The sequence below is a fragment of the Sphingopyxis sp. Q841 genome (genome assembly GCF_052384365.1).
In the GTDB taxonomy this organism is placed as follows: domain Bacteria; phylum Pseudomonadota; class Alphaproteobacteria; order Sphingomonadales; family Sphingomonadaceae; genus Sphingopyxis; species Sphingopyxis terrae_A.
The window spans coordinates 70277-95438 of the sequence record NZ_JBQSUM010000001.1; the positions used below are offsets into that span (position 1 = coordinate 70277).

At 64.6% G+C, this 25162-nt stretch carries 22 protein-coding genes; 6 read left to right on the forward strand and 16 right to left on the reverse strand.

Going from position 1 to position 25162, the window contains the following annotated elements; genetic code table 11:
- Positions 1-88: 88 nt before the first annotated feature.
- The 8 genes from ACT17R_RS00380 to ACT17R_RS00415 all read right to left on the reverse strand — a co-directional run bounded on the left by ACT17R_RS00380 (position 89) and on the right by ACT17R_RS00415 (position 9214).
- Positions 89-2110, reverse strand: coding sequence for an acetyl-CoA carboxylase biotin carboxylase subunit (locus ACT17R_RS00380; RefSeq protein WP_234178787.1), 2022 nt, complete (start codon positions 2108-2110; stop codon positions 89-91).
- Entirely contained in the window at positions 2110-2502 is a 393-nt protein-coding gene (locus ACT17R_RS00385; protein WP_186402045.1) for a lysozyme inhibitor LprI family protein, read from the reverse strand. The genes ACT17R_RS00380 and ACT17R_RS00385 overlap by 1 nt, the downstream gene beginning before the upstream one ends.
- The gene (gene bioB / locus ACT17R_RS00390) at positions 2499-3509 is read right to left on the reverse strand and encodes a biotin synthase BioB (RefSeq protein ID WP_186402046.1); all 1011 of its coding nucleotides are present in this window, start codon (positions 3507-3509) and stop codon (positions 2499-2501) included. Before bioB ends, ACT17R_RS00385 begins: the two co-directional genes overlap by 4 nt.
- A complete protein-coding gene (locus ACT17R_RS00395; RefSeq protein WP_062902582.1) occupies positions 3506-4786 on the reverse strand; it encodes an O-acetylhomoserine aminocarboxypropyltransferase in 1281 nt (426 codons plus the stop codon). The genes bioB and ACT17R_RS00395 overlap by 4 nt, the downstream gene beginning before the upstream one ends.
- On the reverse strand, positions 4783-6930 hold the full coding sequence (gene scpA / locus ACT17R_RS00400; RefSeq protein WP_444808775.1) for a methylmalonyl-CoA mutase: 2148 nt from the start codon (positions 6928-6930) through the stop codon (positions 4783-4785). Before scpA ends, ACT17R_RS00395 begins: the two co-directional genes overlap by 4 nt.
- A 111-nt stretch (positions 6931-7041) precedes the next feature.
- Complete coding sequence (gene mce, locus ACT17R_RS00405) at positions 7042-7482, reverse strand: methylmalonyl-CoA epimerase (RefSeq protein WP_186402048.1); 441 nt, start codon at positions 7480-7482, stop codon at positions 7042-7044.
- Positions 7479-7670 carry a hypothetical protein gene (locus ACT17R_RS00410; protein ID WP_186402049.1) on the reverse strand — a complete coding sequence of 64 codons (192 nt, stop codon included), beginning with the start codon at positions 7668-7670 and terminating at the stop codon, positions 7479-7481. The genes mce and ACT17R_RS00410 overlap by 4 nt, the downstream gene beginning before the upstream one ends.
- An 11-nt stretch (positions 7671-7681) precedes the next feature.
- Positions 7682-9214, reverse strand: coding sequence for an acyl-CoA carboxylase subunit beta (locus tag ACT17R_RS00415; RefSeq protein ID WP_062902586.1), 1533 nt, complete (start codon positions 9212-9214; stop codon positions 7682-7684).
- 210 nt (positions 9215-9424) lie between these two features.
- Here ACT17R_RS00415 and ACT17R_RS00420 point away from each other — a divergent pair, with 210 nt between their 5' ends.
- On the forward strand, positions 9425-10834 hold the full coding sequence (locus ACT17R_RS00420) for a helix-turn-helix domain-containing protein (RefSeq protein ID WP_186402050.1): 1410 nt from the start codon (positions 9425-9427) through the stop codon (positions 10832-10834).
- A 42-nt stretch (positions 10835-10876) separates the two neighbouring features.
- Here ACT17R_RS00420 and ACT17R_RS00425 read toward each other — a convergent pair whose 3' ends face one another.
- From ACT17R_RS00425 to pgi, 3 genes are all read right to left on the reverse strand, one after another.
- Complete coding sequence (locus tag ACT17R_RS00425) at positions 10877-11893, reverse strand: SDR family oxidoreductase (protein WP_186402051.1); 1017 nt, start codon at positions 11891-11893, stop codon at positions 10877-10879.
- A gap of 57 nt (positions 11894-11950) precedes the next feature.
- Complete coding sequence (gene gor, locus ACT17R_RS00430; RefSeq protein WP_186402052.1) at positions 11951-13297, reverse strand: glutathione-disulfide reductase; 1347 nt, start codon at positions 13295-13297, stop codon at positions 11951-11953.
- 98 nt (positions 13298-13395) lie between these two features.
- A complete protein-coding gene (gene pgi / locus ACT17R_RS00435; RefSeq protein ID WP_186402053.1) occupies positions 13396-14901 on the reverse strand; it encodes a glucose-6-phosphate isomerase in 1506 nt (501 codons plus the stop codon).
- Positions 14902-15106: 205 nt separating this feature from the next.
- Here pgi and lepB point away from each other — a divergent pair, with 205 nt between their 5' ends.
- The 4 genes from lepB to ACT17R_RS00455 are packed head-to-tail and all read left to right on the forward strand — an operon-like array spanning position 15107 to position 17905.
- Positions 15107-15985, forward strand: coding sequence for a signal peptidase I (gene lepB, locus ACT17R_RS00440; RefSeq protein WP_186402054.1), 879 nt, complete (start codon positions 15107-15109; stop codon positions 15983-15985).
- Complete coding sequence (gene rnc / locus ACT17R_RS00445) at positions 15982-16665, forward strand: ribonuclease III (protein WP_186402055.1); 684 nt, start codon at positions 15982-15984, stop codon at positions 16663-16665. Before lepB ends, rnc begins: the two co-directional genes overlap by 4 nt.
- A complete protein-coding gene (era, locus tag ACT17R_RS00450; protein ID WP_062902591.1) occupies positions 16662-17555 on the forward strand; it encodes a GTPase Era in 894 nt (297 codons plus the stop codon). The genes rnc and era overlap by 4 nt, the downstream gene beginning before the upstream one ends.
- Before the next feature lie 8 nt (positions 17556-17563).
- Positions 17564-17905, forward strand: a complete 342-nt coding sequence (locus ACT17R_RS00455) for a hypothetical protein (protein ID WP_444808776.1) — start codon at positions 17564-17566, stop codon at positions 17903-17905.
- Between the two features lie 33 nt (positions 17906-17938).
- Here the strand turns inward: ACT17R_RS00455 and topA are convergent, their stop codons facing one another.
- The 5 genes from topA to plsY all read right to left on the reverse strand — a co-directional run bounded on the left by topA (position 17939) and on the right by plsY (position 24178).
- Entirely contained in the window at positions 17939-20497 is a 2559-nt protein-coding gene (topA, locus tag ACT17R_RS00460; protein WP_186402057.1) for a type I DNA topoisomerase, read from the reverse strand.
- Between the two features lie 102 nt (positions 20498-20599).
- Positions 20600-21664, reverse strand: coding sequence for a hypothetical protein (locus ACT17R_RS00465; RefSeq protein WP_444808777.1), 1065 nt, complete (start codon positions 21662-21664; stop codon positions 20600-20602).
- A gap of 51 nt (positions 21665-21715) precedes the next feature.
- On the reverse strand, positions 21716-23284 hold the full coding sequence (locus tag ACT17R_RS00470) for a VWA domain-containing protein (protein ID WP_186402059.1): 1569 nt from the start codon (positions 23282-23284) through the stop codon (positions 21716-21718).
- An 88-nt stretch (positions 23285-23372) separates the two neighbouring features.
- Positions 23373-23579 (reverse strand): DprA-like winged helix domain-containing protein, encoded by a 207-nt coding sequence (locus ACT17R_RS00475; protein ID WP_234178773.1) that lies wholly within the window; start codon positions 23577-23579, stop codon positions 23373-23375.
- A complete protein-coding gene (gene plsY / locus ACT17R_RS00480) occupies positions 23576-24178 on the reverse strand; it encodes a glycerol-3-phosphate 1-O-acyltransferase PlsY (RefSeq protein WP_186402061.1) in 603 nt (200 codons plus the stop codon). The genes ACT17R_RS00475 and plsY overlap by 4 nt, the downstream gene beginning before the upstream one ends.
- Positions 24179-24304: 126 nt before the next feature.
- Here plsY and murI point away from each other — a divergent pair, with 126 nt between their 5' ends.
- A complete protein-coding gene (gene murI / locus ACT17R_RS00485; RefSeq protein WP_062902598.1) occupies positions 24305-25111 on the forward strand; it encodes a glutamate racemase in 807 nt (268 codons plus the stop codon).
- The last annotated feature ends 51 nt before the right edge of the window (positions 25112-25162 follow it).

Genomic DNA, 25162 nt, shown 5'->3' on the forward strand with positions numbered 1-25162 from the left:
AACTCTCCGTCATTCCCCCCCAGGCGGGAATCCAGCTTCCTCACTGCCTTAGCTGGATTCCCGCCTGCGCGGGAATGACGAAAGTGGATTATTCCATCTCCAAAATCACCGCATCGACCGCCAGGCTATCGCCTTGCGCTGCGTTGACCGTCTTCACGACACCCGATTTTTCGGCGCGCAAGATATTCTCCATCTTCATCGCCTCGACGGTCGCCAGCGGCTGACCCGCCTCGACTTTGTCCCCTTCGCCGACATGCAGCGCGACGAGCAGGCCGGGCATCGGGCAGATGAGGAATTTCGACAGATCGGGCGGGATCTTTTCGATCATGTGGCTCGCCAGCGGCGCGACGTGCCAAGGCAGCACGCGCACGTCGTGTATTGCGCCGCGCGTCGTCATGCGCCAGCCCGTACGCGTCTTCGCGACCTTCACCGCCAGTTCGCCGTCTCCGATCTCAGCAATCACCAACCGGTCGCCTGGCGTATATTCGAGCGCGATGTCGATCTTGTCACCGTCGACCTTGATATGCTTGTGGCCGAGTTTGACCTTGTGGCTCGTGCCGTCGATCGTCACCTGCCATTTCGCGGGCGGGTCGAGCCGGTCGCCGAGCTGACCGTCGGTGCGCCGCGCGCGATCGGCCTCGGCGCTCGCCATGAAGCCCGCGATCGCCGCGAGCGCGCGGGTCACCGCTTCGTCGGTCGGCGCGCCGTGGAAGCCCTCGGGATATTCCTCGGCAATGAAGCCCGTGGTCAGCTCGCCCGAGCGGAAGCGCGGATGCTGCATGATTGCCGAGACAAAATCGATATTGTGGCCAAGCCCCTCGAGCTCGAAGCGGTCGAGCGCCGCGACCTGCAGATCGGCTGCCTCGTCGCGCGTCTCGCCCCAGGTGATCAGCTTGGCGATCATCGGGTCGTAGAAAATCGACACTTCGCCGCCATCGTAAACGCCGTCGTCGACGCGCACGCCGTCGACACCCCGGCGGCCGTTTTCCTCGCCATCGTCGGTCCAGCCAGGCACCGGCGGTTTATAGCGCGTCAGGCGCCCGGTCGAGGGCAGGAAACCGCGATAGGGATCTTCGGCATAAACCCGGTTCTCGATCGCCCAGCCGTCGATCTTGATGTCGTCCTGCGTCATTTCGAGCTTCTCGCCCGCCGCGACGCGGATCATCTGTTCGACCAGATCGATGCCGGTAATCGCTTCGGTCACGGGATGCTCGACCTGAAGCCGGGTGTTCATTTCCAGGAAGTAGAAGCTCTCGCCCGTCGGGTCGGCGCCCGACACGATCAGTTCGACCGTCCCCGCGCTGTAATAGCCCACCGCCTTCGACAGCGCGACGCACTGCTCGCCCATTGCCTTGCGCATCTTTTCGGTGACGAAGGGCGACGGCGCTTCCTCGACGACCTTCTGGTGGCGGCGCTGGATGCTGCATTCGCGCTCGTTGAGGTAGAGGATGTTGCCGTGCTGATCGCCGAGAATCTGGATTTCGATATGGCGCGGATTGAGGATGAATTTCTCGATAAACACGCGGTCGTCGCCGAAGCTGTTCAGCCCCTCACGCTTGACGCTCTCGAAGCCTTCGCGGACGTCCTTTTCGTCATAGGCGAGGCGCATGCCCTTGCCGCCGCCGCCGGCGCTGGCCTTCATCATCACCGGATAGCCGATCTCGTTACTGATCTCGACGGCATGTTCGGTGTCGCGGATTTCACCAACAAAGCCGGGGACGACGTTGACGCCCGCTTCCTTTGCAAGCTTCTTCGACTCGATCTTGTCGCCCATCGCCGCGATCGCGTTCACCGGCGGGCCGATGAAGGCGATATTTTCCTTGGCCAGCGCCTCGGCGAAGCTGGTGCGTTCCGACAGGAAGCCGTAGCCCGGATGCACCGCCTCGGCGCCGGTCGCCTTGCATGCGGCGATGATCTTGTCGGCGATCAGATAGGATTCGGACGCAGGCGACGGCCCGATATGCACCGCCTCGTCGGCCATCTGCACGAAGGGCGCGCGCGCGTCGGCGTCCGAATAGACGGCGACCGTCGATATGCCCATGCGCCGCGCGGTCTTGATGACGCGGCAGGCAATTTCGCCGCGATTGGCGATCAGGATTTTCTTGAACATCAATATTCCTCGACAAGTGCCTTGAGTTCGGCGGTCCGCGCCTTGGTCAATCGTTCCATGCATCCGCTGTGGAGCATCGGTGCCATGCTACCGCCGCGCGCGGCGAAGCTTTCGGAGAGGCACTGCTGATCGCGATAGGTCAGCCACGCGCGCTGCGCGGCGAGCAGCGTGTCATAATGCTTCGGTTGGCTGTCATAGCGGCGATCGATCATCTTGTCGCGCGTTCGCATCTCGGCCACGGTCAGCTTCCACTGCGCATTGAGCGTAGCATCGGCGACCTCATAGGCCTTTCCGGCACAATGGTTCATCTCGACCTGATATCGTTGATTGTCGCAATCGACGGGAGGATCCTCCGCGACTGCTACCGCCAAATAGAAAAGGGCGAGGATCACTCCGCGGCCTCCGTCAGCATCCCTTGGCGCATCGGCTCTTCGCTTTCCATCGGCCGCAGCCCCAGCTTTGCGAAGAGCGCCGCGTCGGCATTGTCGCCCGCGTTCGCGGTCGTCAGCAGCTTGTCGCCGGTGAAGATGCTGTTCGCGCCCGCCATGAAGCAGAGCGCCTGCGTCGCCTCCGACATGCTCTCGCGTCCCGCCGACAGGCGGACCATCGATTTCGGCATCGTGATACGCGCGACCGCGATCGTGCGGACGAATTCGATATCGTCAATCTTCGCGAGCGGGGTGCCCTCGAGCATGTCGCCGAGCACGGTGCCCTTCACCGGCACCAGCGCGTTGACCGGCACGCTTTCGGGATGGCGTTCGAGCGTTGCGAGCGCGTGGATGAAACCGACGCGGTCGGCGCGCGTCTCGCCCAGCCCGACAATCCCGCCCGAGCAGACGTTGATCCCGGCATTGCGGACTTCCTCCAGCGTGTCGAGCCGGTCCTGAAAGGTCCGCGTGGAGATGATATTCTCGTAATTCTCCGGGCTCGTGTCGATATTGTGGTTGTAATAGTCGAGCCCCGCGACCGCGAGCGTCTGCGCCTGTTCCTTGGTCAGCATGCCCAGGGTCATGCAGGTTTCCATGCCCATCGCGCGCACGCCCTCGACCATCTCGACGATGCTCGCCATGTCGCGGTCCTTGGGGTTGCGCCAGGCGGCGCCCATGCAGAAGCGCTTCGACCCGGCATCCTTCGCCTGCGCCGCAGCTTGCAGCACCGCGCGCACATCCATCAGCTTGGTGGCCTTGAGCCCGCTGTCGGCATGTTTTGATTGCGAGCAATAGCCGCAATCCTCGACGCAGCCGCCGGTCTTGATGCTCAAGAGCGTGCAAAGCTGCACCTCGCCGCGCGCGTGATGGCGGCGATGGACGCCCTGCGCCTCCCACATCAATTCGTCGAACGGCAGGTCGAACAGTGCGGCGATTTCCTCGCGCGTCCAGTCGGTACGGGTTTCGGTCACGCTTCGGTCTCCAATGCCTGTGCCAGGTCAGCGATGATGTCGTCGATATGTTCGATCCCCACCGACACGCGGACGACGTCGGGCCCGGCGCCCGCTTCGACCAGTTCGGCCTCCGAAAGCTGGCTGTGCGTCGTCGATGCCGGATGGATGATCAGCGAGCGGGTGTCGCCCAGATTGGCGAGATGGCTGAACAGCTTGACCGCGGAGACGAGCTTGACGCCAGCATCGTAGCCGCCCTGGAGGCCGAAGGTGAACACGGCGCCGCCGCGCCCGCCGAGATATTTGTGCGCGAGGTCGTGATAGGGGCTGCCCCGCAGCCCGGCATAGGAGACCCAGCTCACTGCCGGATGATCCTGCAACCATTTGGCGAGCGCGAGCGCGTTGCTGCAATGCCGGTCCATGCGCAGCGCGAGCGTCTCCATGCCGGTGAGCGCAAGAAAGGCGTTCATCGGCGCGAGCGCGGGGCCAAGGTCGCGCAGGCCGAGCGTCCGCGCGGCGAGGATGAAGGCGAGCGGCCCGAACGCCTCGGTGAAGGTCAGCCCGTGATAGGAGGCATTGGGTTCGCTCAGCGCGGGATATTTGCCGCCCTTTGACCAGTCGAACGTCCCGGCATCGACGATCAGGCCGCCGATCGCATTGCCATGACCGTTCAGGAATTTGGTCGCCGAGTGGACGACGATGTCGGCGCCATGCTCGATCGGGCGGCAGAGCATCGGGGTCGCCATCGTGTTGTCGACGATCAGCGGTACGCCGGCATCGTGGGCGACCTTTGCAATCGCCGCGATATCCTGCACGACCCCGCCCGGATTGGCGAGGCTTTCGATGAAGACCGCGCGCGTCCTGTCGTTGATCGCGGCCGCAACATTCGCCGGATCGTCGGCATCGACGAAATGCGTCGTCCACGCCATCTTGCGAAAGCTCTGCCCCAGCTGGTTGAGGGAGCCGCCATAGAGCTTTTTCGCCGCAACGATCTCACACCCCGGCTCCATGATCGTATGGAAGGCCAGAAACTGCGCAGCATGGCCCGACGCCACCGCGAGCGCCGCCTGCCCGCCCTCCAGCGCCGCGATCTTGCCTTCGAGCGCGCCGTTCGTCGGGTTCATGATCCGGGTGTAGATATTCCCGAATTCCTGCAGGTTGAACAATCGCGACGCATGATCGACATCGTCGAACACATAGGATGCGGTCTGGTAGATCGGCGTGATCCGCGCCTTGGTCGTCGGATCGGGCGCGGTGCCGGCGTGAACGCTCAGCGTTTCGGGTTTATGGTTGCTCATGCAGCATCCTCCAGCGGGGGCATATTGTGGCCGAGCAGGCGCAGGACGTCGGCGGCGCATTCCACCACATTGCTACCCGGGCCATAGATGCCCTGCACGCCCGCGTCGCGCAGATAGTCGTAGTCCTGCGGCGGAATGACGCCGCCCGCGATCACCTTGATATCGCCGCGCCCCGCCTCGCGCAGCCCCTTGATGAGTTCGGGGATCAGCGTCTTGTGCCCGGCGGCAAGGCTCGACGCGCCGACCGCATCGACCCCGCTTTCGAGCGCGAGCACGACCGTTTCCTCGGGCGTCTGGAACAAGGGGCCCGACACCACGTCGAAGCCCATGTCGCTGAACGCCGAGGCGATGACATTGGCGCCGCGGTCGTGTCCGTCCTGCCCCATCTTGGCGACGAGCAGCTTGGGCGCGCGGCCCAGACGGCGTTCGACCGCCTTCACCCCGTCGACGACCTGCGCCCAGCGGTTGTCGCCCTGATAGGGCGCGGCATAGACGCCTTTCACCGGCTTCGGCACCGTGCCGTAGCGCCCGAAGCTGACCTCCATCGCGTCCGAAATTTCGCCCAGCGTCGCGCGCGCGCGCGCCGCATCGGCCGCGTGCGCGAGCAGATTGGTCTCGATCGACTGCGGAGCCGCCGCCGCGCGGCGCAGTGCGGTGAGCGCGGCCTGGCAAGCGACCTCGTCGCGGCTCGCCTTGACGCGGTTGATCCGTGCGACCTGCGCCTCGCGGACCTTGGTGTTGTCGACCTCGAGCGTTTCGAGCAGATCCTCGTCCTTCAGGCGATATTTGTTCACGCCGACGATGACATCGTCGCCGCGGTCCACCCTCGCCTGTCGGGCGGCGGCGGCTTCCTCGATCATCGCCTTGGGCCAGCCGGCGGCGACCGCCTTGGCCATGCCGCCTTCGCTTTCGACCCGGTCGATAATCTCCTGCGCCTTGTCGACGAGCTGCTGCGTCAGCGCCTCGATATAATAGCTGCCGCCGAGCGGATCGACGACGTTGCACATGCCCGTTTCTTCCTGGATCACGATTTGGGTGTTGCGCGCGATGCGGGCCGAAAAGTCGGTGGGCAGCGCGATCGCCTCGTCGAGCGCATTGGTGTGCAGCGACTGGGTGCCGCCCAGCATCGCCGCCATCGCCTCGATCGTCGTGCGCATGACATTGTTGTAGGGGTCTTGCTCGGTCAGGCTGACCCCCGACGTCTGGCAATGGGTGCGCAGCATCTTGCTGCGCTCGTCCTTCGCGCCCAACTTCGTCATCGCGCGGTGCCACAGCACGCGCGCGGCGCGCAGCTTGGCGATCTCCATGAAGAAATTCATGCCGATCGCGAAGAAGAAGGACAGGCGACCGGCAAACTTGTCGATGTCGAGGCCGCTCGCCACGCCATATTTAACATATTCGATGCCGTCGGCGATGGTGAAGGCCAGTTCCTGCACCTGCGTCGCCCCCGCCTCCTGCATATGATAACCGGAGATCGAGATGCTGTTGAACTTGGGCATTTCTCGCGACGTGTAGCCGAAGATGTCGCTGATGATCCGCATCGAGGGTTCGGGCGGATAGATATAGGTATTGCGGACCATGAACTCCTTGAGGATGTCGTTCTGGATGGTCCCGTCGAGCAGCTTGCGCTCGACCCCCTGCTCCTCGCCCGCGACGATGAAAAAGGCAAGGATCGGGATGACCGCGCCGTTCATCGTCATGCTGACGGACATCTGGTCGAGCGGGATGCCGTCGAAAAGGATCTTCATATCCTCGACGCTGTCGATCGCCACCCCCGCCTTGCCGACGTCACCGACGACGCGCGGATGGTCGCTGTCATAGCCTCGGTGCGTCGCAAGGTCGAAGGCGACGCTGAGACCCTTCTGCCCCGCGGCGAGGTTGCGGCGATAGAAGGCGTTCGATTCCTCGGCGGTCGAGAAGCCCGCATATTGCCGGATCGTCCACGGCCGCCCCGCATACATCGACGCCCGCACGCCGCGCGTGAAGGGCGCGAAACCGGGCAGGCCGGGATCGGTCTGGACGTCCTCGGCCGTGTAGAGCGGCTTGACATCGATCCCCTCCGGCGTGTGCCAGGTGAGGTCTTTACCCTTTACTTCCTTGTCGGCGGCGGCGGCCCATTGGTCGAGGGTCGGTTTGTCGGTCATATGCGTATCTCTACTCTCTTTTCGTCATGCCGGACTTGATCCGGCATCCGTTCCTCGCAGGGACGCAAGAATCGACCCCGGATCAAGTCCGGGGTGACGAGGAAAAATGGGTCAGTGCGCCCCCTTCGGCGTCTCCATGATCTCGGTCAGCACGCCGCCCATGTCCTTGGGGTGCAGGAAGAAGATCAACGTCCCGTGCGCGCCAATCCGCGGCTCGCCCAGCACGCGCTTGCCCATCGCCTCGAATTCGGCCTTGGCGGCGTGAATGTCGGGGACTTCGTAGCACATGTGATGCTGCCCGCCCGCCGGGTTCTTTTCGAGGAACCCCGCGATCGAGGTATTGCCCGGCAGCGGCTCGATCAGTTCGATCTGGGTCCCGTCGAGCGCCCCGCCCGCGCCGGGCGTATCGACGAAGCACACTTTGACGCCCTGATCGGGCAGGTCGAACGGCTCATGGATATTCGTCGCGCCCATCACGTCGCGATAAAAGACGATGCTGTCGGCGATCGACGGCGTCGCGACGCCGATATGGTTGAGGCGGCCGAGTTTCATCGGGAACTCCATCCAAGATAAATCAGAGCGGCGATAACGAGACCATAAACTGTCAATCCGCCGTAACGCCGAGCCGCTGCGGGCTTTCCCGAAAACAGCGCGGTCGCGAGAGAAGGTCTCTCATTGAAGTTGAGCCAGCCATCCACCAGCAGGAAGCCGACGACGAGGATCCAAAGCGCGGTGTTCATCGCAGCATTCCCTACAGCGGAATATTGTCATGCTTCTTCCACGGATTTTCGAGCTGCTTGTTTCGCAGCTTCCTTAACCCCAGCGCAATCCGCTTGCGCGTCGAGTGCGGATAGATCACCTCGTCGATATAGCCGCGCTGCGCCGCGACAAACGGATTGGCGAAGCGGTCCTCATATTCCTTCGTGCGTTCGGCGATCTTTTCGGGGTCGCCGATGTCGCTGCGGAAGATGATCTCGACCGCGCCCTTCGCGCCCATCACCGCAATCTCGGCAGTCGGCCAGGCATAGTTCAAATCGCCGCGCAGATGCTTCGACGCCATCACGTCGTACGCACCGCCATAGGCCTTGCGTGTGATGACCGTGATCTTGGGCACCGTCGCCTCGGCATAGGCGAAGAGAAGCTTCGCGCCGTGCTTGATAATGCCATTATATTCCTGCGCGGTACCGGGCAGGAAGCCCGGGACGTCGACGAAGGTAACGATCGGAATTTCGAACGCGTCGCAGAAACGGACGAAACGCGCCGCCTTCTTCGACGAATTGATGTCGAGCACGCCCGCAAGCACCAGCGGCTGGTTCGCGACGATGCCGATCGTGCGACCCTCGATGCGACCGAAGCCGCAGATGATGTTCGCGGCGTGCGCGGGCTGCACCTCGAAGAAATCGCCCTCGTCGACTGTCTTTCGGATCAGTTCGTGCATGTCGTAAGGTTGGTTCGCATTGGGCGGGATCAGCGTGTCGAGGCTCATTTCGGCGCGATCGTAGGGATCGCTCGTCGGGCGCACCGGCACGCCGCTGCGGTTGTTTTCGGGCAGATAATCGAAGAAGTCGCGCGCCGCGAGCAGCGCCTCGATGTCGTTCTCGAACGCCAGATCGGCGACCGAGCTTTTCGTCGTGTGGGTGATCGCGCCGCCGAGCTCTTCTTGCGTCACCACTTCGTTGGTCACCGTCTTCACCACATCAGGGCCGGTGACGAACATGTAGCTACTATCCTTCACCATGAAGATGAAGTCGGTCATCGCCGGGCTGTACACTGCGCCGCCCGCGCATGGTCCCATGATCAGGCTGATCTGCGGCACGACGCCCGACGCCAGCACATTTTTCTGGAACACGTCGGCATAGCCCCCGAGGCTGGCGACGCCCTCCTGGATACGCGCGCCGCCGCTGTCATTGAGGCCGATGACCGGCGCACCGACCAGCATCGCCTTTTCCATCACCTTGCAGATTTTTTCGGCGTGACGCTTGGACAGCGAGCCGCCGAAGACGGTGAAATCCTGGCTGAAGACATAGACGAGGCGGCCGTTGATCGTTCCCGATCCGGTAACAACGCCGTCGCCCGGAATCTTCTGATCCTGCATGCCGAAATCGACGCAGTCATGCTCGACATAGGTATCGAGTTCCTCGAACGAGTCTTCGTCGAGCAGTACCAGCAACCGCTCACGCGCGGTCAGCTTGCCCTTGGCATGCTGCGCATCGATGCGCTTCTGCCCACCTCCCAAAGCGGCAGCGGCGCGGCGACGTTCCATTTCGGCAATATTGGCGGACACTCGGCTTCTCCGGTTTTCTGAAGCCTGCCATCTGCGCCCGCGGCGCCCGCTATGCAAATGCGAATTTGCAAAGTTGCAAAGTGATAGTTTGCAAAGTAGAATTACCAGCTTCCGTTCGCCCTGAGCCTGTCGAAGGGCCGTCCTTGCCTTGGAGGAAGAAAAACCGGTGCTTCGACAAGCTCAGCACGAACGGAACAAGAGGGGGCGCCTATGACCCGCCAACGCATCTTTGCCGGTACGCGCCTGCGCCAGCTCCGCCTTGAGCGAGGCGTGAGCCAGGCCGATTTCGCCGAAGCGATCGGCATCTCTGCCTCTTACCTCAGCCAGATCGAGCATGACGACAGGCCGTTGACCCCTGCCCTGCTCGACCGGCTGCAAAGGCTTTTCCCGCTCGAATGGGAGGAGGTCGCCGCCGATGCCGGTGACCGCCGTGCCGGGGCGTTGCGCGAGGCGGCGGCCGATCCGCTGTTCGCCGCCGCACCGCTGGCGCCCGAGCAGCTTGAGCGCGCCGCGCTGCAGCAACCGCAGCTCGCCGACCAGTTCGTCGCGCTCCACGCCGCCTATCGCCGCGCGGGCCAGCGGCTCCAGATCATCGACGAAGCGATGACCGGCGGCACCGCCGAGGGCAGCCGTCTGCCGTGGGAGGAGGTACGCGACTGGTTCCACGACGCGGGCAATTATGTCGATAGCATCGACCGCGCCGCCGAGACGCTGGCGGGCCAGCTGCGCGGCCGCGATCCGTCGCCCGCGATCGAGACGATCGAACGACGGCTGCGCGAGGCGCTGGGCATTTCGATCGTCTATCGCCAGCACCAGGTGCTGCGCGATTTCGACGCGACGATGCGCCACCTGATCATCGATCCGTCGCAGCCCGCCGAAACGCGCCGCTTTCAACTTGCGCACCAGCTGGCGGCGCTGGCGCTCGCGCGCGAGATTGCTGCGGTGATCGAGGCGTCGCCGCTGCGCACCGCGGCGGCGCGCCAGTTGCTCCACGTCGGCCTCGCCAATTATGCCGCGGGCGCGGTTTTGATGCCCTATGCCGCCTTTCGCGCCAGCGCCCGCGCGGTGCGGCATGACATCGACCGGCTGCGGCTCGACTATGGCGTCAGCTTTGAACAGGCGTGCCATCGCCTCTCGACGCTCCAGCGCCCCGGCGCGCGGGGCATCCCGATGTTCTTCTGTCGCGTCGACATGGCGGGCAACATTACCAAGCGGCACAGCGCCACTCGCCTGCAATTCGCGCGCTTCGGCGGCGCCTGCCCGCTGTGGATCGTCCACGAGGCGGCGGCGATCCCCGACCGCATATTGTTCCAGCTCGCCGAGACAGCCGATGGGCTGCGCTATGTGTCGATGGCGAAGGGGCTCGTGAAACCGTCGGGCAGCTATGCGCGCTCGCCGCGCCGCTATGCCGTGGCGCTGGGGTGCGAGGCGCAATATGCCGCCGATTTCGTCTATGCTGACGGGGTCGATGTGACCGCGCCGCACGCCGCGACGCGTATCGGATCATCGTGCCGCATTTGCCCGCGCGACGACTGCGACCAGCGCGCCTTTCCGCCGAGCGACCGGCCGATCCTGGTCGACCCCGACCGCCGCGACGTGGTGCCCTACCGCATCGGTTAGCGAAATGTCATTGCAAGCGGAGCGAAGTAATGACGAAGACGCTCACACCTTCACGATTCCTCGCTCGATCAGGCTGTGCGCCGTCGCCAGCACCGCCTCCTCGGGCGTCCGCATCGTCCAGCCGAGCGTCTCCATCGCGTGACGGCTATCGCCGCCGCGAACATTGCCCAGCTCGGCGACGAGTTGCTTGAGTTCGGGGCGGAAGATCGCGAAGCCTTTGAGCAGCCAGTCGGGCATCCGCCGCGTCGGCACCTTGCGCGCCTGCTCGTCCAGGTTCGCGGTCAGGATGTTGGCGACGTCGATCATCTTCAGGAACGGTCCCGAACAGACATAGCGCTCGTCCCGGATGCCCGGCGCGGTGAGCGCGCGATAATGAAGGTCGGCAACGTCGCGCACGTCGATGATACCGAAGCCGACGTCGGGACACATCGGCACCTTGCCCTCGAGCAATTGTTTCACGACCTCGATCGACGTCGACAGATCGTCGGACAGCAACGGCCCGAACACCGCTGCTGGATTGACCGAGGCGAATTCCATGTCGCCGCCCTCGGCCGCCACCCAATCGCGCGCCGCGCGCTCGGCGACGGTTTTCGAGCGCGGATAGGGCATGACCGCCGGATTATCGAGGTTCGTCCAATCGGTTTCGCTGTAGATGCCGCCACCGTCGCCATGCCCATAGGCGATCGCCGCCATCGACGAGGTCAGAACGAAGCGCCGCACCCCCGCTGCCCTCGCGAAACGCAGCGCGCGCAACGCGCCTTCGCGCGCCGGAACCACCAGTTCATCGGCATGCTGGGGAACCCCCATCGGAAAGGGCGAAGCGACATGCGCGACATGGCTGCATCCGGCGATCGCCTCCGCCCAGCCGAGATCATGCTCCAGATCGGCCGCGAAGAACTGAAGCCGGTCGTTGTCGACCGCCAGCGAGCTGCGCACTTCGGCCTCGCGCTTCAGGCTGCGCACCGTCGTGTGAACCGTCCAGCCATTGTCGATCAACTGCCGGATCAGGAAGCCGGCGATATAGCCGCTGCCGCCTGTTACCAAGATCGTGCCCGTCATCTGCACCTCTCCTCGCCGCATTTGCGAAGAATAGCAGACAGGCCGCGCGGTCGCCGCTTATTTCAGCAGCACCAGTTCCTCGGCCATGCTGGGGTGCAGGGCAACCGTGGCGTCGAAGTCGGCTTTCGTCAGCCCCGCCTTCACGGCGACGGCGGCGGCCTGCAAAATTTCGGGCGCGTCGGGACCGATCATGTGAAGGCCGACGACCTGGTCGGTCGCCGCATTGACGACCATCTTGTACAGCGCCCGTTCGTTGCGGCCGGCAAGGACATTCTTCATCGCCCGGAAATCGCTGGTGTAGATGCGCACAGCGCCCAGCTTGTTGCGTGCCTCTGCCTCGGTCATCCCGACCGCGCCGATCGGCGGATGGCTGAACACCGCGCTCGGGACATTGGCATAATCGACGGTCGTCGGCTTGCCGCCGAAGACGCTGTCGGCGAACGCCTGCCCCTCGCGGATCGCCACCGGCGTCAGCTGGATGCGATTGGTCACGTCGCCGACGGCGTAGATGCTCGCCACCGACGACTGGTTATTGTCATCGACCTTGACCGCGCCAACCTTGTCGAGCTCGACACCCGCCGCTTCCAGACCCAAGCCCTTTGTGTTCGGTACCCGTCCGGTCGCGACGAGCACGGCATCGGCCGCGATCGGATCGCAATTGTCGAGATGGACCATCAGCGATCCGTCGTCCTGCTTCTCGATCGACTTGAACGGCGCATTGAAACGGAATTCGATCCCCTTGGTCATCGAAATCTGGAGCAGGCGGTCGCGGATCTGCTCGTCATAGCCGCGCAGGATCGCGTCGCCGCGGTTGACGATCGTCACCTTGCTGCCGAATTCGTTGAAGATACCCGCAAATTCGTTGGCGATATAGCCGCCGCCGGCGATCACCACACGCTTCGGCAGGCTGTCGAGATGAAACACCTCGTTCGAGGTGATCGCATGCTCGCTGCCCGGAAATTCGGGAACGAACGGCCAGCCGCCGGTCGCCACCAGGATGCGTTCGGCGGTGAGTTCGATCCCGTCGGCGAGCCGCACCTTTTGCGGACCGACGATTGTCGCGCGCGTTTTGAGCAGCGTAACCTTGTGATTGTCGAGCGTCTGACCGTAGAGACCTTCGAGACGCGTGACTTCGCTGAGCACATTGTCGCGCAGCCGCTGCCAGTCGAAATGGCAATCGGGAACGTCCCAACCGAAATGCCGCGCGTCCTTCAGATCTTCGGCAAAATGCGCGCCGTAGACGAGCAGCTTCTTGGGCACGCAGCCGCGAATGACGCAGGTGCCGCCAACGCGATACTCTTCGGCGACCGCGACCCGCGCGCCGTGCGACGCCGCGACCCGGCTCGCGCGAACGCCGCCCGACCCGGCGCCGATGACAAACAGGTCATAGTCGAAATCGCTCATGAAACACCCCTGGCAATCGTCGCTGACATTCGCGGCGAGGACCTATGTGGTTACGCCGCGCCGTCTTGCCAATCGAATATTTGGATTAGCCTGATCGCCTAGTCCCCCAGCGCGGCCTGCATCAGCGCTTCGGTGGCCGGATCGAATTGCACCGTTCCTTCGGCAAGGCCCTTCGCCATTTCCTTGCCTAGCTCGACCCCGAACTGATCGAAGGGATTGATGCCGAGCAGCACGGCGTTGGCGAAAACGCGATGTTCGTAGAAGGCGATCAGCGCACCCAGACTATGCGGCGTCACCTGTTCGAGCAGGATCGTCGTCGATGGACGGTTGCCGGGATAGGCGCGCGCGCCGTCCTCGCTCGCACGGCCGGTCATCAACGCCGCGCCCTGCGCGATGCAGTTCGCGACCAGCGTCTCGTGGTGGGCATCGTCAAGGATATGATCGGGCTCGCGCGCGACGACGAATTCAACCGGGGTCAGATGCGTGCCCTGATGCAGAAGCTGGAATACCGCGTGCTGGGCGTCGGTGCCGACGCCGCCCCAGGTGATCGGCGCGCTCTGCTGTGCGAGCGGCGCGCCGTCGAGCGTCACGCGCTTGCCGTTCGATTCCATTTCGAGCTGTTGCAGATAGGCGGGCAACAGCCGCAACCGTTCGTCATAGGCAAAAACTGCGCGGGTCTGGCAGCCCAGCCGGTTGGCGTAAATCTGGTCGGCGAAAGCGGCGAGCAGGCAGATATTGTCGGCGCCGTCGGCGAGCCGGAAATGGCGGTCCATCTCCGCCGCGCCTTCGAGCATGTCCTGAAAAGCGTCCCAGCCGAGCGCCAGCGCCGCCGGAAAGCCGATCGACGACCAGAGCGAATAGCGCCCGCCGACGGTTTCGCTGAACGGCAGGATGCGCGTTTCGTCGATACCCCATTCGACCGCGCGTTCGGGATTGGCGGTCAGCGCAATGAAACGGCCGACCGGATCATCGACGCCCGCTTCCTCCAGCCATTGAAGCGCCGAGGCCGCGTTGAGCAGCGTCTCGGTCGTCGTGAAGGTCTTCGACGCGACCGCGACAAGCGTATAGGCTGGATCGAATTTGGCGAAGACTTCGGCGAGCGCGGCCCCATCGACATTCGAGACGATGGCGACGTCGTAGCGCGAGCCATGCCGCCCCAGCGCATCTATCAACAGGTCGGGGCCAAGCGCCGAGCCGCCGATGCCGATGTGGAGCAAATGGCGGATTTCGCCGAACGCATCGGCCTCGATCGCGTCGATCAGCATCCGCATCCGCTGATGCAATGCCTGCGCGACATGGACGGACTCGGGCGCCCCTTCGCCGCGCTCGGCGCTGTGCTCTGCAGCACGGTCTTCGGTCGGGTTGGCGATGCCGCCCGCGAAAAGCGTCTTGCGGCGGCCGGCAAAATCCTGCGCTTCGGCAAGCGTCGAAAGGATCGCCAGCGCCTCGCCATCGAGATGCGTCTTTGCGAAGTCGAAGCGAATGTCAGCGACGTTGCGAACGAGCATCTGAAGCCGCGCCTCCGGATCGGCGGCGATCAGGTCGGCGATTGTTTGCGGTTGCCACGCGGAGAGCGCCTGCCACGCTTCGGAGGAGGTGGTCATCGAAAACTTCCTTCTAAGGTCCGTTCGTGTCGGGCAAAGTCGAGACACCCCAAGGCGCGAACGGCCGATGGGCATCTCGACTACGCTCGATGCGAACGGGGATGGAGATGTTCGCCCGTTTCATAAGCGCGCCACCGCTCGTACGCCAGCGTCATCCGCCGATATTTACTTGACGCGCAGACCTATTCACCGTCAATGCGCCCCCATGACCGACGCCAGCATCCCCGCCGAAAATCCCGCCCCCGCGACGCCCGAACCCGCACCCGTATCCGCCAAGGAAGAGGCGGTCGACACGATCCGTTTTCTCGCGCTGCTCGCGATCGCGGTGCTGATCTTTCGCAGCTTCTTTCTGTCGCCCTTCAACATTCCGTCGGAATCGATGCAGCCGCGCCTGCTGATCGGCGACTATCTGCTCGTGAACAAGATGGCTTACGGCTATTCGAAATACAGCCTGCCGTTCAGCGTGCCGCTGATCCCCGGCCGTATTTTCGCGCGTACGCCCGATCGCGGCGACGTTGTCGTGTTCAAGGCGCCGCCGGTCAACGACAACGACTATATCAAGCGCGTGATCGGCCTGCCCGGCGACACGATCCAGGTTAAGGACGGCATCGTCTGGCTGAACGGCAAGCCGCTGAAGCGCGAACCGATGGCCGATTTCGTCATTCCGGTGACGCAGAATATGATCGACGCCTCGCGCGCCAACGGCACCCTGCCCTGCTATTCGCCCGAGTTCGAAGAGATCGGCGCGAACGGCCAGCGTCAGTGCCGCTACAAGCGCTTCAAGGAAACGCTGCCCAGCGGCAAGAGCTACGCCATCCTCGATATCACCTCGATCCCCGAGGATAATACAGCGCCCGTTACGGTGCCCCCCGGCCATCTGTTCCTGATGGGCGATAATCGCGACCGCAGTGCCGACAGCCGCTTCCCCGCCGTCGAAGGTCAGGGCATTGGCCTGGTGCCCGAGGAAAATCTGGTCGGCCATGCGCTGGTGACGATGTTCTCGACCGACGGGTCGGCAAGCTGGCTCAACCCGATCAGCTGGTTCACCGCCGCCCGCTGGAGCCGCGCCGGGGAAGGCTTTTGAACGAAGGTGTATCCGCGGAAACGCTTGCCGCCATTACCGGCGCAACGCCCCGCGACCTTGGCCTCTACCGCGAGGCGCTGACCCACGGCAGCAGCGGTGCGGGTGATTATCAGCGGCTGGAATTTCTCGGCGACCGCGTGCTCGGCTTGGTCATTGCGTCCGAATTGTTCGCCCGCTTTCCGAAGGCTGCCGAGGGTGAGTTATCGTCGCGACTGCACGCGCTCGCGTCGGGCGAAACCTGCGCACGGATTGCGCAGGCGCTCGAACTTACCGCGCATGTCCGCTTCGGCGCGCAGGCGATCGGCGATGGCGGGCGGTATAGCGACAATATCGCCGCTGACGTGCTCGAAGCGCTGATCGGCGCGCTGTGGCTCGACCTTGGCCAGGACGCCGCGCGGGCATTCATCGTCCGCAATTGGGGCAGCATGATCGAAGGCCAGGTCGCCGCGCCCAAACATCCCAAAGCGGCGCTTCAGGAATGGGCGCTCGCGCGCAAGCGCAAGCCCCCCGAATATCGCCTCGTCCGCCGCGACGGCCCCGACCACGCCCCGCGCTTCCGCGTCGCCGTCGCGATCGGCAAGCTCGCCGAGGCCGAAGGCGACGGCCCGTCCAAGCAGGCTGCCGAGAAGGCGGCCGCCACCGCCCTGCTTGAAATCTTGACCCAGGAAGACGTGAAATGACCCAGCGCTGCGGTTTCGTGGCGGTCGTCGGCGCACCGAACGCCGGCAAATCGACCCTCGTCAACGCCCTTGTCGGCCAGAAGGTCGCCATCGTCAGCCCCAAGGCGCAGACGACGCGCACCCGCCTGATGGGCGTCGCGATGGACGGCGACACGCAGATCATCCTGATCGACACGCCGGGCATCTTCGCGCCCACCCGCCGGCTCGACCGCGCGATGGTCGCTGCGGCGTGGGGCAGCCTCGAGGAAGCCGAGGCCATCCTTGTCATGGTTGACGCCGCGGCCAAGCTGACGGGCCGCGTCGAACGCGTGCTGGAAGGAGTCGCGAACCGGCCCGAGAAGAAATATCTGGTGCTGAACAAGGTCGACCTGACCAAGAAGGACAAGCTGCTCACCATCGCGACCGAGCTCAACGCCCGGCTCGCCTTCGACGAAACCTTCTTCATCGCGGCGAGCAGCGGCGACGGCGTGCCCGAGCTCAAGGCGCATCTCGCCGCGCTGATGCCCGAGGGGCCGTGGCATTTCCCCGAGGACGAGGTCAGCGACGCGCCCGAACGGATGCTCGCGGCCGAGATCACGCGCGAGCAGCTCTATCGCCAGCTCCATGAGGAATTGCCCTATCAGTCGACGGTCGAGACCGAATTGTTCAAGACCCGCCCCGACGGCAGCGCCGAAATCCACCAGCAGATTTTTGTCGCGCGCGACAACCAGCGCGCCATCGTGCTTGGCAAGGGCGGCTCCCGAATCAAGGAAATTGGCGCAAAGGCCCGCGCCGAACTTGCCGAACTGATGGGCCGCAAGGTCCATCTTTTCCTGCACGTTAAGGTCAAGGAAAATTGGGACGAAGACCGCGGCGTCTATCGCGACATGGGCCTCGACTGGGTCGATTGAACGGCGAAATGGCGCACGATCCCTTCAACACCCCCGGCGACCGGTTCCGAGCGGTCTTCCGCTATTGGCAGGCCTATCTGCTCATCGCGGTGCTGATCGCGCTCGTCATCGAGCGCGATCGTTTCGCGAGCAGCGGCAAGGATCATCTGGTCGCCGGCGAGGTCATGCGGATTGAAACGCCGCCCGGCAAGCCGGAGGAGGCCGTCGTGCGCGTCAACAGCCTGCAGCAGGCGACCGTCGCGCTTCCCGCCAACGCGCATTGCCATAGCGGATCGAAAATCCGCCTCGTTCGACACGACGACGTCGCCCAGCACGACTTCCGCGCCGCCGACCAGCCCTGCGCGGGATAGGCGATGGAGCTTGGGCCGGTCGCCCAAGCAACATCACGCGTCCTTCGCGGCCTTCTTCTTTGCCGGCGCCTTCTTTGCGGCCGGCTTTTTGGCCGCAGCCTTCTTCGCGGGCGTCTTCTTCTTGCCCTTCGCCGGTCCCTTCGCGGCGCGGGCGTCGATCAGGGCGACAGCTTCCTCGACAGTCAGCGCGTCGGGCTCGACCGTCTTGGGCAGCGTGGCGTTGGTCGTGCCGTCGGTCACATAAGGCCCGAAACGTCCGGCCATCAGCTTCATTTCGCCGCCGCTCGTCGGGTGCGGGCCGAAAGTCTTCAATGGCTCGGCCTTGGCGCGCGCGCCGCGGCCGCCGCCATTCGCCGCATCGGCGATACGCGCCACCGCCGCGTTCATGCCGATGTCGAAGATTTCGGCGGTGCCGGTCAGCTTCGCATATTTGCCGTCATGGAGCAGATAGGGACCATAGCGCCCCAGTCCCGCGACGATCGGCTTGCCACTTTCGGGATGCGTCCCGACGTCGCGCGGCAGGCTCAGGAGCCGCAGCGCATAGTCCAGATCGAAATCCTCGGCCGGAATGTCCTTCGGGATCGACGAGCGCTTCGCCTCCTTGCCATCGCCGAGCTGGATATAAGGTCCGAACCGGCCGCTGCGCTTCGTCACCTCGAGCCCGCTTTCGGGATCGGTACCCAGCGTTTCGGGGCCGCTGTCGGCGCCGTCGCTGCCGCCCGGCTGCGCGAATTTTCGCGTGAATTTGCACTCAGGATAGTTACTGCACGCGATGAACGGACCGAAGCGCCCGCCGCGCAGCGCGAGCCGCCCGGTGCCACAATTCGGGCAGACGCGCGGATCGCTGCCGTCGCCCTTGTCGGGGAAGAGATAGGGGCCGAGAAACTCGTCGAGCGCCGCGGTAATTTCCGACGGCTTCTGCTCCATCACCTCGCCGGTGCGCGGCTTGAAGTCGCGCCAGAAGCGTTCGAGTACCGCCTGCCACTGGGCGCGGCCGCCCGACACGTCGTCGAGCTCTTCTTCGAGGCCCGCGGTGAAATCATATTCGACATAGCGGCCGAAGAAGCGTTCGAGGAAAGCGGTGAGCAATCGCCCGCTCTCTTCCGGCAGGAAGCGGTTCTTTTCGACGCGCACATAGGCGCGGTCCTTGAGCACCTGAAGGATCGAGGCATAGGTCGACGGGCGCCCGATGCCGAGTTCCTCCATCTTCTTGACCAGGCTCGCTTCCGAATAGCGCGGCGGCGGCTGCGTCTCGTGGGCTTCGACCTCGACGCCGGTCTTGGCGGGTGCATCGCCCTTTGCCATCGCGGGAAGCAAGCGCGCATCCTCATCGTCGGCGCTGTCGTCGCGGCTTTCGTCATAGAGCGCCAGGAAGCCGGGGAATTTCACAACCTGACCTGTCGCGCGGAGCATTGTCTTGCCGGTGCCGTCGCTCAGATCGATGCTCGTGCGTTCGAGCCGCGCCGAGGCCATCTGGCTCGCCAGCGCACGCTTCCAGATCAGATCGTAGAGGCGCGCATGATCGCCGCCGCCGACCTTGTCCTTGCCAAAATCGGTCGGACGGATCGCCTCGTGCGCTTCCTGCGCGTTCTTCGCCTTGGTCTGATACTGGCGCGGCTGATCGGGAACATAGCCCCCGTCGTAGCGGTCAGCAATCGCCCGCCGCGCGGCGCTTATCGCGCTGCCGTCCATCTGAACGCCGTCGGTACGCATGTAGGTGATCGCGCCGTCCTCGTAGAGATCCTGCGCAACCCGCATCGTGTGGCTGGCCGAGAAACCGAGCTTGCGCGCGGCTTCCTGTTGCAGGGTCGAGGTCGTGAAGGGCGGCGGCGGATTGCGCGTCAGCGGCTTGGTTTCGACGCTGTCGACGGTGAAATGGCCCGCCTTCACATCGGCTTCGGCGGCGCGCGCATCGGCCTCGTTGGTGATCGTCAAGCGCTCGATCTTGTCGCCGCGCCAGCGCGCGAGCCGCGCCTTGAACGGCGTGCCGCCCATTTCGAACTGGCCGGTGATCGACCAATATTGCTGCGCAACAAAGGCTTCGATTTCGCGTTCGCGTTCGACGACGAGGCGCAGCGCCACCGACTGGACGCGGCCCGCGGATTTGGCACCGGGCAGCTTGCGCCACAGCACCGGCGAGAGGGTGAAACCGACGAGATAATCGAGCGCGCGGCGCGCGCGGTACGCGTCGATCAGATCGTCGTCGAGACCGCGCGGATGCGCCATCGCATCGGTCACCGCCTGCTTGGTGATCGCGTTGAAGGTCACGCGGTCAACCTTTTGCGGCAGCGCCTTTTTCTGGCGCAGCAATTCCTGCACGTGCCAGCTGATCGCCTCGCCCTCGCGATCGGGGTCGGTCGCGAGAATCAGACGGTCGGCCTGCTTCGCGGCATCCTGAATATCCTTCAGCCGCTTCGCCTTGTCCGGATAGAGCTGCCACTCCATCGAAAAACCGTCATCCGGATCGACAGAGCCGTCCTTGGGCGGCAGGTCGCGGACGTGGCCATAGCTGGCCAGCACCTTGAAATCACGGCCGAGATATTTCTCGATCGTCTTCGCCTTGGCGGGCGATTCCACAATCACCAATTGCATCGAAAATTCGTTTCCCCGAAAACTCTTACGTACGTACGCGCGAGGGTGGCGGGCGCCGATCCCTTCCGTCAAGAGGGGAAATAGAGCGCCCGCCGTCGGGGATCAACGCAATGCGCCAAGTCTTCCGAGCAGCAATTCGTTTGCCAGGCTCGCTGCTTTCGCCGCGCCCTCCTCATAATTTCCTGGCTTTGCAGTGAACTGGAATTTACGCGTTTTGCCGAACATCGGCAGGCCGATGTTCGCCGCCGCTGCAAGGCCGCCTGCAACATTGGCAGCCGATTGCACGGCCTTTTCTGTACCGGTCGACGCATCGCTCTTGTCGATGAACTCGCCTTCGACGCCAATTGGGGCCTTGACCGTTATGACAGCCTGCTTGCCCGAGGGCGCAATAAGCGTCATTCGCGAATAATCCGCGCTGACAGACAGGCCGCTGTTTACATTGACCCCGCCGCCGAAGCTGAAAAAGCCCGGGCGCTTCTGATCCGAAAAGTCGATAAGATAGACGACATCAATCACGCCAACACCTGTTTGCCTGGCATAGTTTGACAGGGCCATATTCGCCTGCCCTGCCAACATATTGATCCCCATGCTGCTCATTCCGGAACCCGTAAAGTCCCCCGGGATCATCAACAGCGACGGGAGCGCACTCGGCTTGTAATAGGTTGCCTTGCCCTTGCTACCCTTCTCGAGCGCAATATTGACATCGAGCGGCGCTTCCAGCGACTTGGTCTTTGCAAGCGCCGCATGATCGAACAGGTCGGCGGCGGATTGAACGACATAACCGCGCGCACCCAGCTGCGACACGAAATCGGCATAGGCGGCATCGGTGATGGCCTGCATCATCTCAGGCGTGACGCCGACCAGTTCGCTCTTGGCCTTTGTGGTGCCGCCAAAGGCACCCATCAGACCACCCGTCTTCTTGATCTGGTCCGTAGACTCAAAGATGAAGCCGACATTGAAGGCACCGATCGTTACCGTCGTCACGCCCCTTGCATTGGCCGGCCCCGAAATCTTGACGGGTTCCTGATCCTTCGCAGCGACGACGACAGGCTGAAACAGCATCGCCGCAAGGGCGATGGCCGACAGCAATTTTTTCATGAAAACAAACCTCCGACCTCCCGCGGCCGGAATCGGACCAGCGACGGGAGATTTCCCGACGCAACCCACACCCCTGCATCGGTCAGATGCAGGAGGGTGTCAATGGCTGACGTCCAAGCGTCAGTTGCTGTCCCATTTGAAGTCGGCAGGCAGTACGCATTTGCCGCCGTCATATTGCCCCACGCTGCGGATCACCTCGTCCTTGTCGGGTTCGATGCGGCGGCCACTGATCTGGCTGTCGATCACCCGGCGCACCAGCGCGTCGAGCCGGGTCACGAGATAGCAGTCGATCGCCGGCGGTGCGTGCGGATTGCCCACGCCGCTGTCGTCGGTCAGGAAGAGGTAGCGCGACTGCGTTGCTGCGGCCATTGCGCGCATCGCATATTCGGCCTCGTCCGCAACGCCCGAAGCGGCGACCGGGGTGATATGGATCCGCTTGGCGCGAGCCGCTTCGGCGGCGGCCCAGGTGCGCCCGAACTTGTCGTCGTGCGGCGGCGCATCGGCGACGAGCAGCAGCGATTTGACCGCATCAGGACGCCAGGATTGCCCCACCGCGCGGATCATCGCCTGATCCATCGCTTCGGGATAGTCGCCGCCGCCGTTCGCGTCCTGCTGCGCCAGCACGCCTTGCGCGCGGCCGATATCGCGGTCGAAGCCGATAGTGCGCGTCACATAATCATCGCCGAGGTCGCGGTAGAAGACAAAGCCGACACGGATGTCGAGATCGCGGTGCCGCGTCGTGATCGCATTGATGATCGAACGCAGTTCGGACTGAAGATAGCGGATCTCGTCGCCCATGCTGCCGGTCGTGTCGATCACCAGCATCAGATCGAGCTTGGTGGCCTTCGCCGCCATCTGGTTAGCGGTCAGGCCGACAAGCTGGCCGCCCGGCGCATCGGCGACGAGCACCGGACGCGCGTCGGCAATCGTCCGTCCGCCCTGGCGCGCCGACACCGTAATGCGCTCGCTCAACCGGTCGAGCCCCGGAAAGAAGACTGCGCCGCCGTCGGCCTGCGTCGCCATGGTGATGCTGTTGCCGTCGCTGCACGTCACCACGACATCGGCGAAGGGAATGGGCTGCCCGTTGCGGTCGTTCACCTTCACGGTGACCACGCGCATCGTATCGACGCGCGGAAGATCGCGGATCTGCTGGCCCAGATTGCTGCGACCGACATAGGCCGCGTAAAGTTCCGGATTGAGCAGATCGTCATGCTCGCCGGCGGTCAGGATGCCCGACTGCGGCTGCGGCTGCGGATAGGGACGCGGCGGCATCACGGCGCCCGGCGCGCGATCGAAATCGGCCGACGATCCCTTTTCCATGGCGACGGGCTCGGCTGCACCGGCGCTGGCGTCACTGCGCGAGCCGGTGACGACGACGTCGCTCGCCGGCGGCGATGCCGCTTCGGCAGCCGGCGCCATCATCGGCGGTGGTGGCGGCGCAGGCGGCGGCGGTGGCGGCGGCGCGGCCATCACCGGTGCCACACTGTCATAGCGTCCACCCTTGCCGCCCGCGGCGGGAACGGGCCGCGGCCGCGTTTCGGGATCGAGCTGCGGCAGCGGCTCGGCATTGCGGCAAAAGCCGTCATTCCAGCCGGGCGCCGCCGCTTGCGCCGCCATGATCGGCAAGGGCGCCGGGCCGGAGGCCAGCAGCGCCGTTAATGTCACACCTGTCAGAAACCTGTTCCGCATCACCCAACTCCCCGCATGTGATACAATATCATCAGCCTGTCGCCGCGCCGCTGAACCGTGGCTGAACCGCGCCGAGCCGTTGCGGACCCTAAAGCAGCGCCCCCCGCGGGCCCATATGCCGCGCCAGCCCCCCGGCGCGTTCGAGTTCGAGCAGGACCGGTTGCACCGACGCGGCGGGATGTCCCGGCTGGCGAACGATCGCGTCGGTCGCCACCGGCGGCGGGCCGAGCCGGCTGGTCACGACATGCGGCGTGCGGATCAGCCGGATCCGCGCCGACCGCTCTGGGTGCGTCACGCAGCGCCCTTCTTTGCGCCGACGCGCGGTTCGGTTCCGGCGCGCAGCCGCGCGATATTCTCCCGGTGGCGCCACAGCACGATCACCGCCAGCCCGGCGAGGCCGACTGCATAGACCGGATAGCCGAAGGCAAGCGCCGCGACCGGCGCCGCGACCGCTCCCGCCATCCCGCCGAGCGACGAAATGCGCAGCAGCAACACAGTCCCCAGCCACACAGCTGCGAACACCAGCCCGACCGGCCAGGCGAGCGCCAGCGCGAGGCCGAGCAGTGTCGCAACCCCCTTGCCGCCGCGAAACTTCAGCCAGACTGGATAGCAATGACCGATCATCGCCGCCGCACCCGCGATCATCGCAGCATGATCGCCGAGCTGGGGAACGAAATGACGCGCGAGCAGCACCGCGACCGCGCCCTTCGCGCCGTCGAGGATCAGCGTCGCCGCGGCGAGTTCCTTGCGTCCGGTGCGCAGCACGTTGGTCGCGCCGATATTGCCCGATCCGATCTGCCGCAGATCGCCGGCGCCGAACGCGCGCGTCAGCAGGACGCCGAACGGAATCGAGCCGAGCAGATAGCCGGCGGCGGTCAACAATAAGATGGTCATGGCGCTCCCGGGCGTTGGTTCGGGAATATTGTGGCGATGTTGCAGCGGGCAATCAATGGATTCGATGAATCTGGACGCCGCAAAGGACCGGATTGACGCCGGGCGGGCGCATGCTAACCGGCTCGCATGCAGACTCCCGCGCCCGACGCGCCTATTCTCTTTTTCGACAGCGGCCTTGGCGGGTTGACCGTCCTCGGACCGACGCGTGCGCTGCTGCCGACCGCGCCGATAGTCTATGCCGCCGACTACGCCGGCCTGCCCTATGGCAAGAAAAGCGACGCCGAACTCGCGGCACGCGTGCCGGCGCTGCTCGGCCGGTTGGTCGAACGCTACCATCCCCGGCTCGCCGTTATCGCCTGCAACACCGCCTCGACCATCGCGCTCGCGCATGTTCGCGCAGCACTCGATCTGCCGATCGTGGGAACCGTGCCCGCGATCAAGCCGGCGTCCGAACTGACGCGCAGCGGCGTGATCGGCGTGCTGGGGACCGAGGCGACGGTGCGGCAGCCCTATGTCGATGACCTCAGCGCCAAATTCGCGCGCGACAAAATCGTGCTCCGCCACGGCAGCCCCGAACTCGTCACCGCTGCCGAGAGCAAGCTGCGCGGCGAACCGGTCGATCCCGCCGCGATTGCACGCGCGCTCGCCGGGCTGACCGATCAGGCGGGCGGCGGTGCCATCGACGTCATCGTCCTGGCCTGCACCCACTTCCCGCTGCTGCAGGACGAATTGCAGGCGGCGGCCGGACCCGGCGTCACGCTCATCGACGGCGCTGCAGGGATCGCGCGGCGGATCGCGCACCTCACCCAAGGGCAGGCGTGGCCCCAGACGGCGGCGCCCGGCATCGCGGTCTTCACGCGCAGCGACGATCGCCTGCCCCCGCCGCTGGCCGCGCTGGCGCCTTATGGCATCGGGCGAATTGAGACAATTTGACCCAGATCTGCGAATCGTTCGCACTGGATTTCACGGAAAATCGCGCGTATT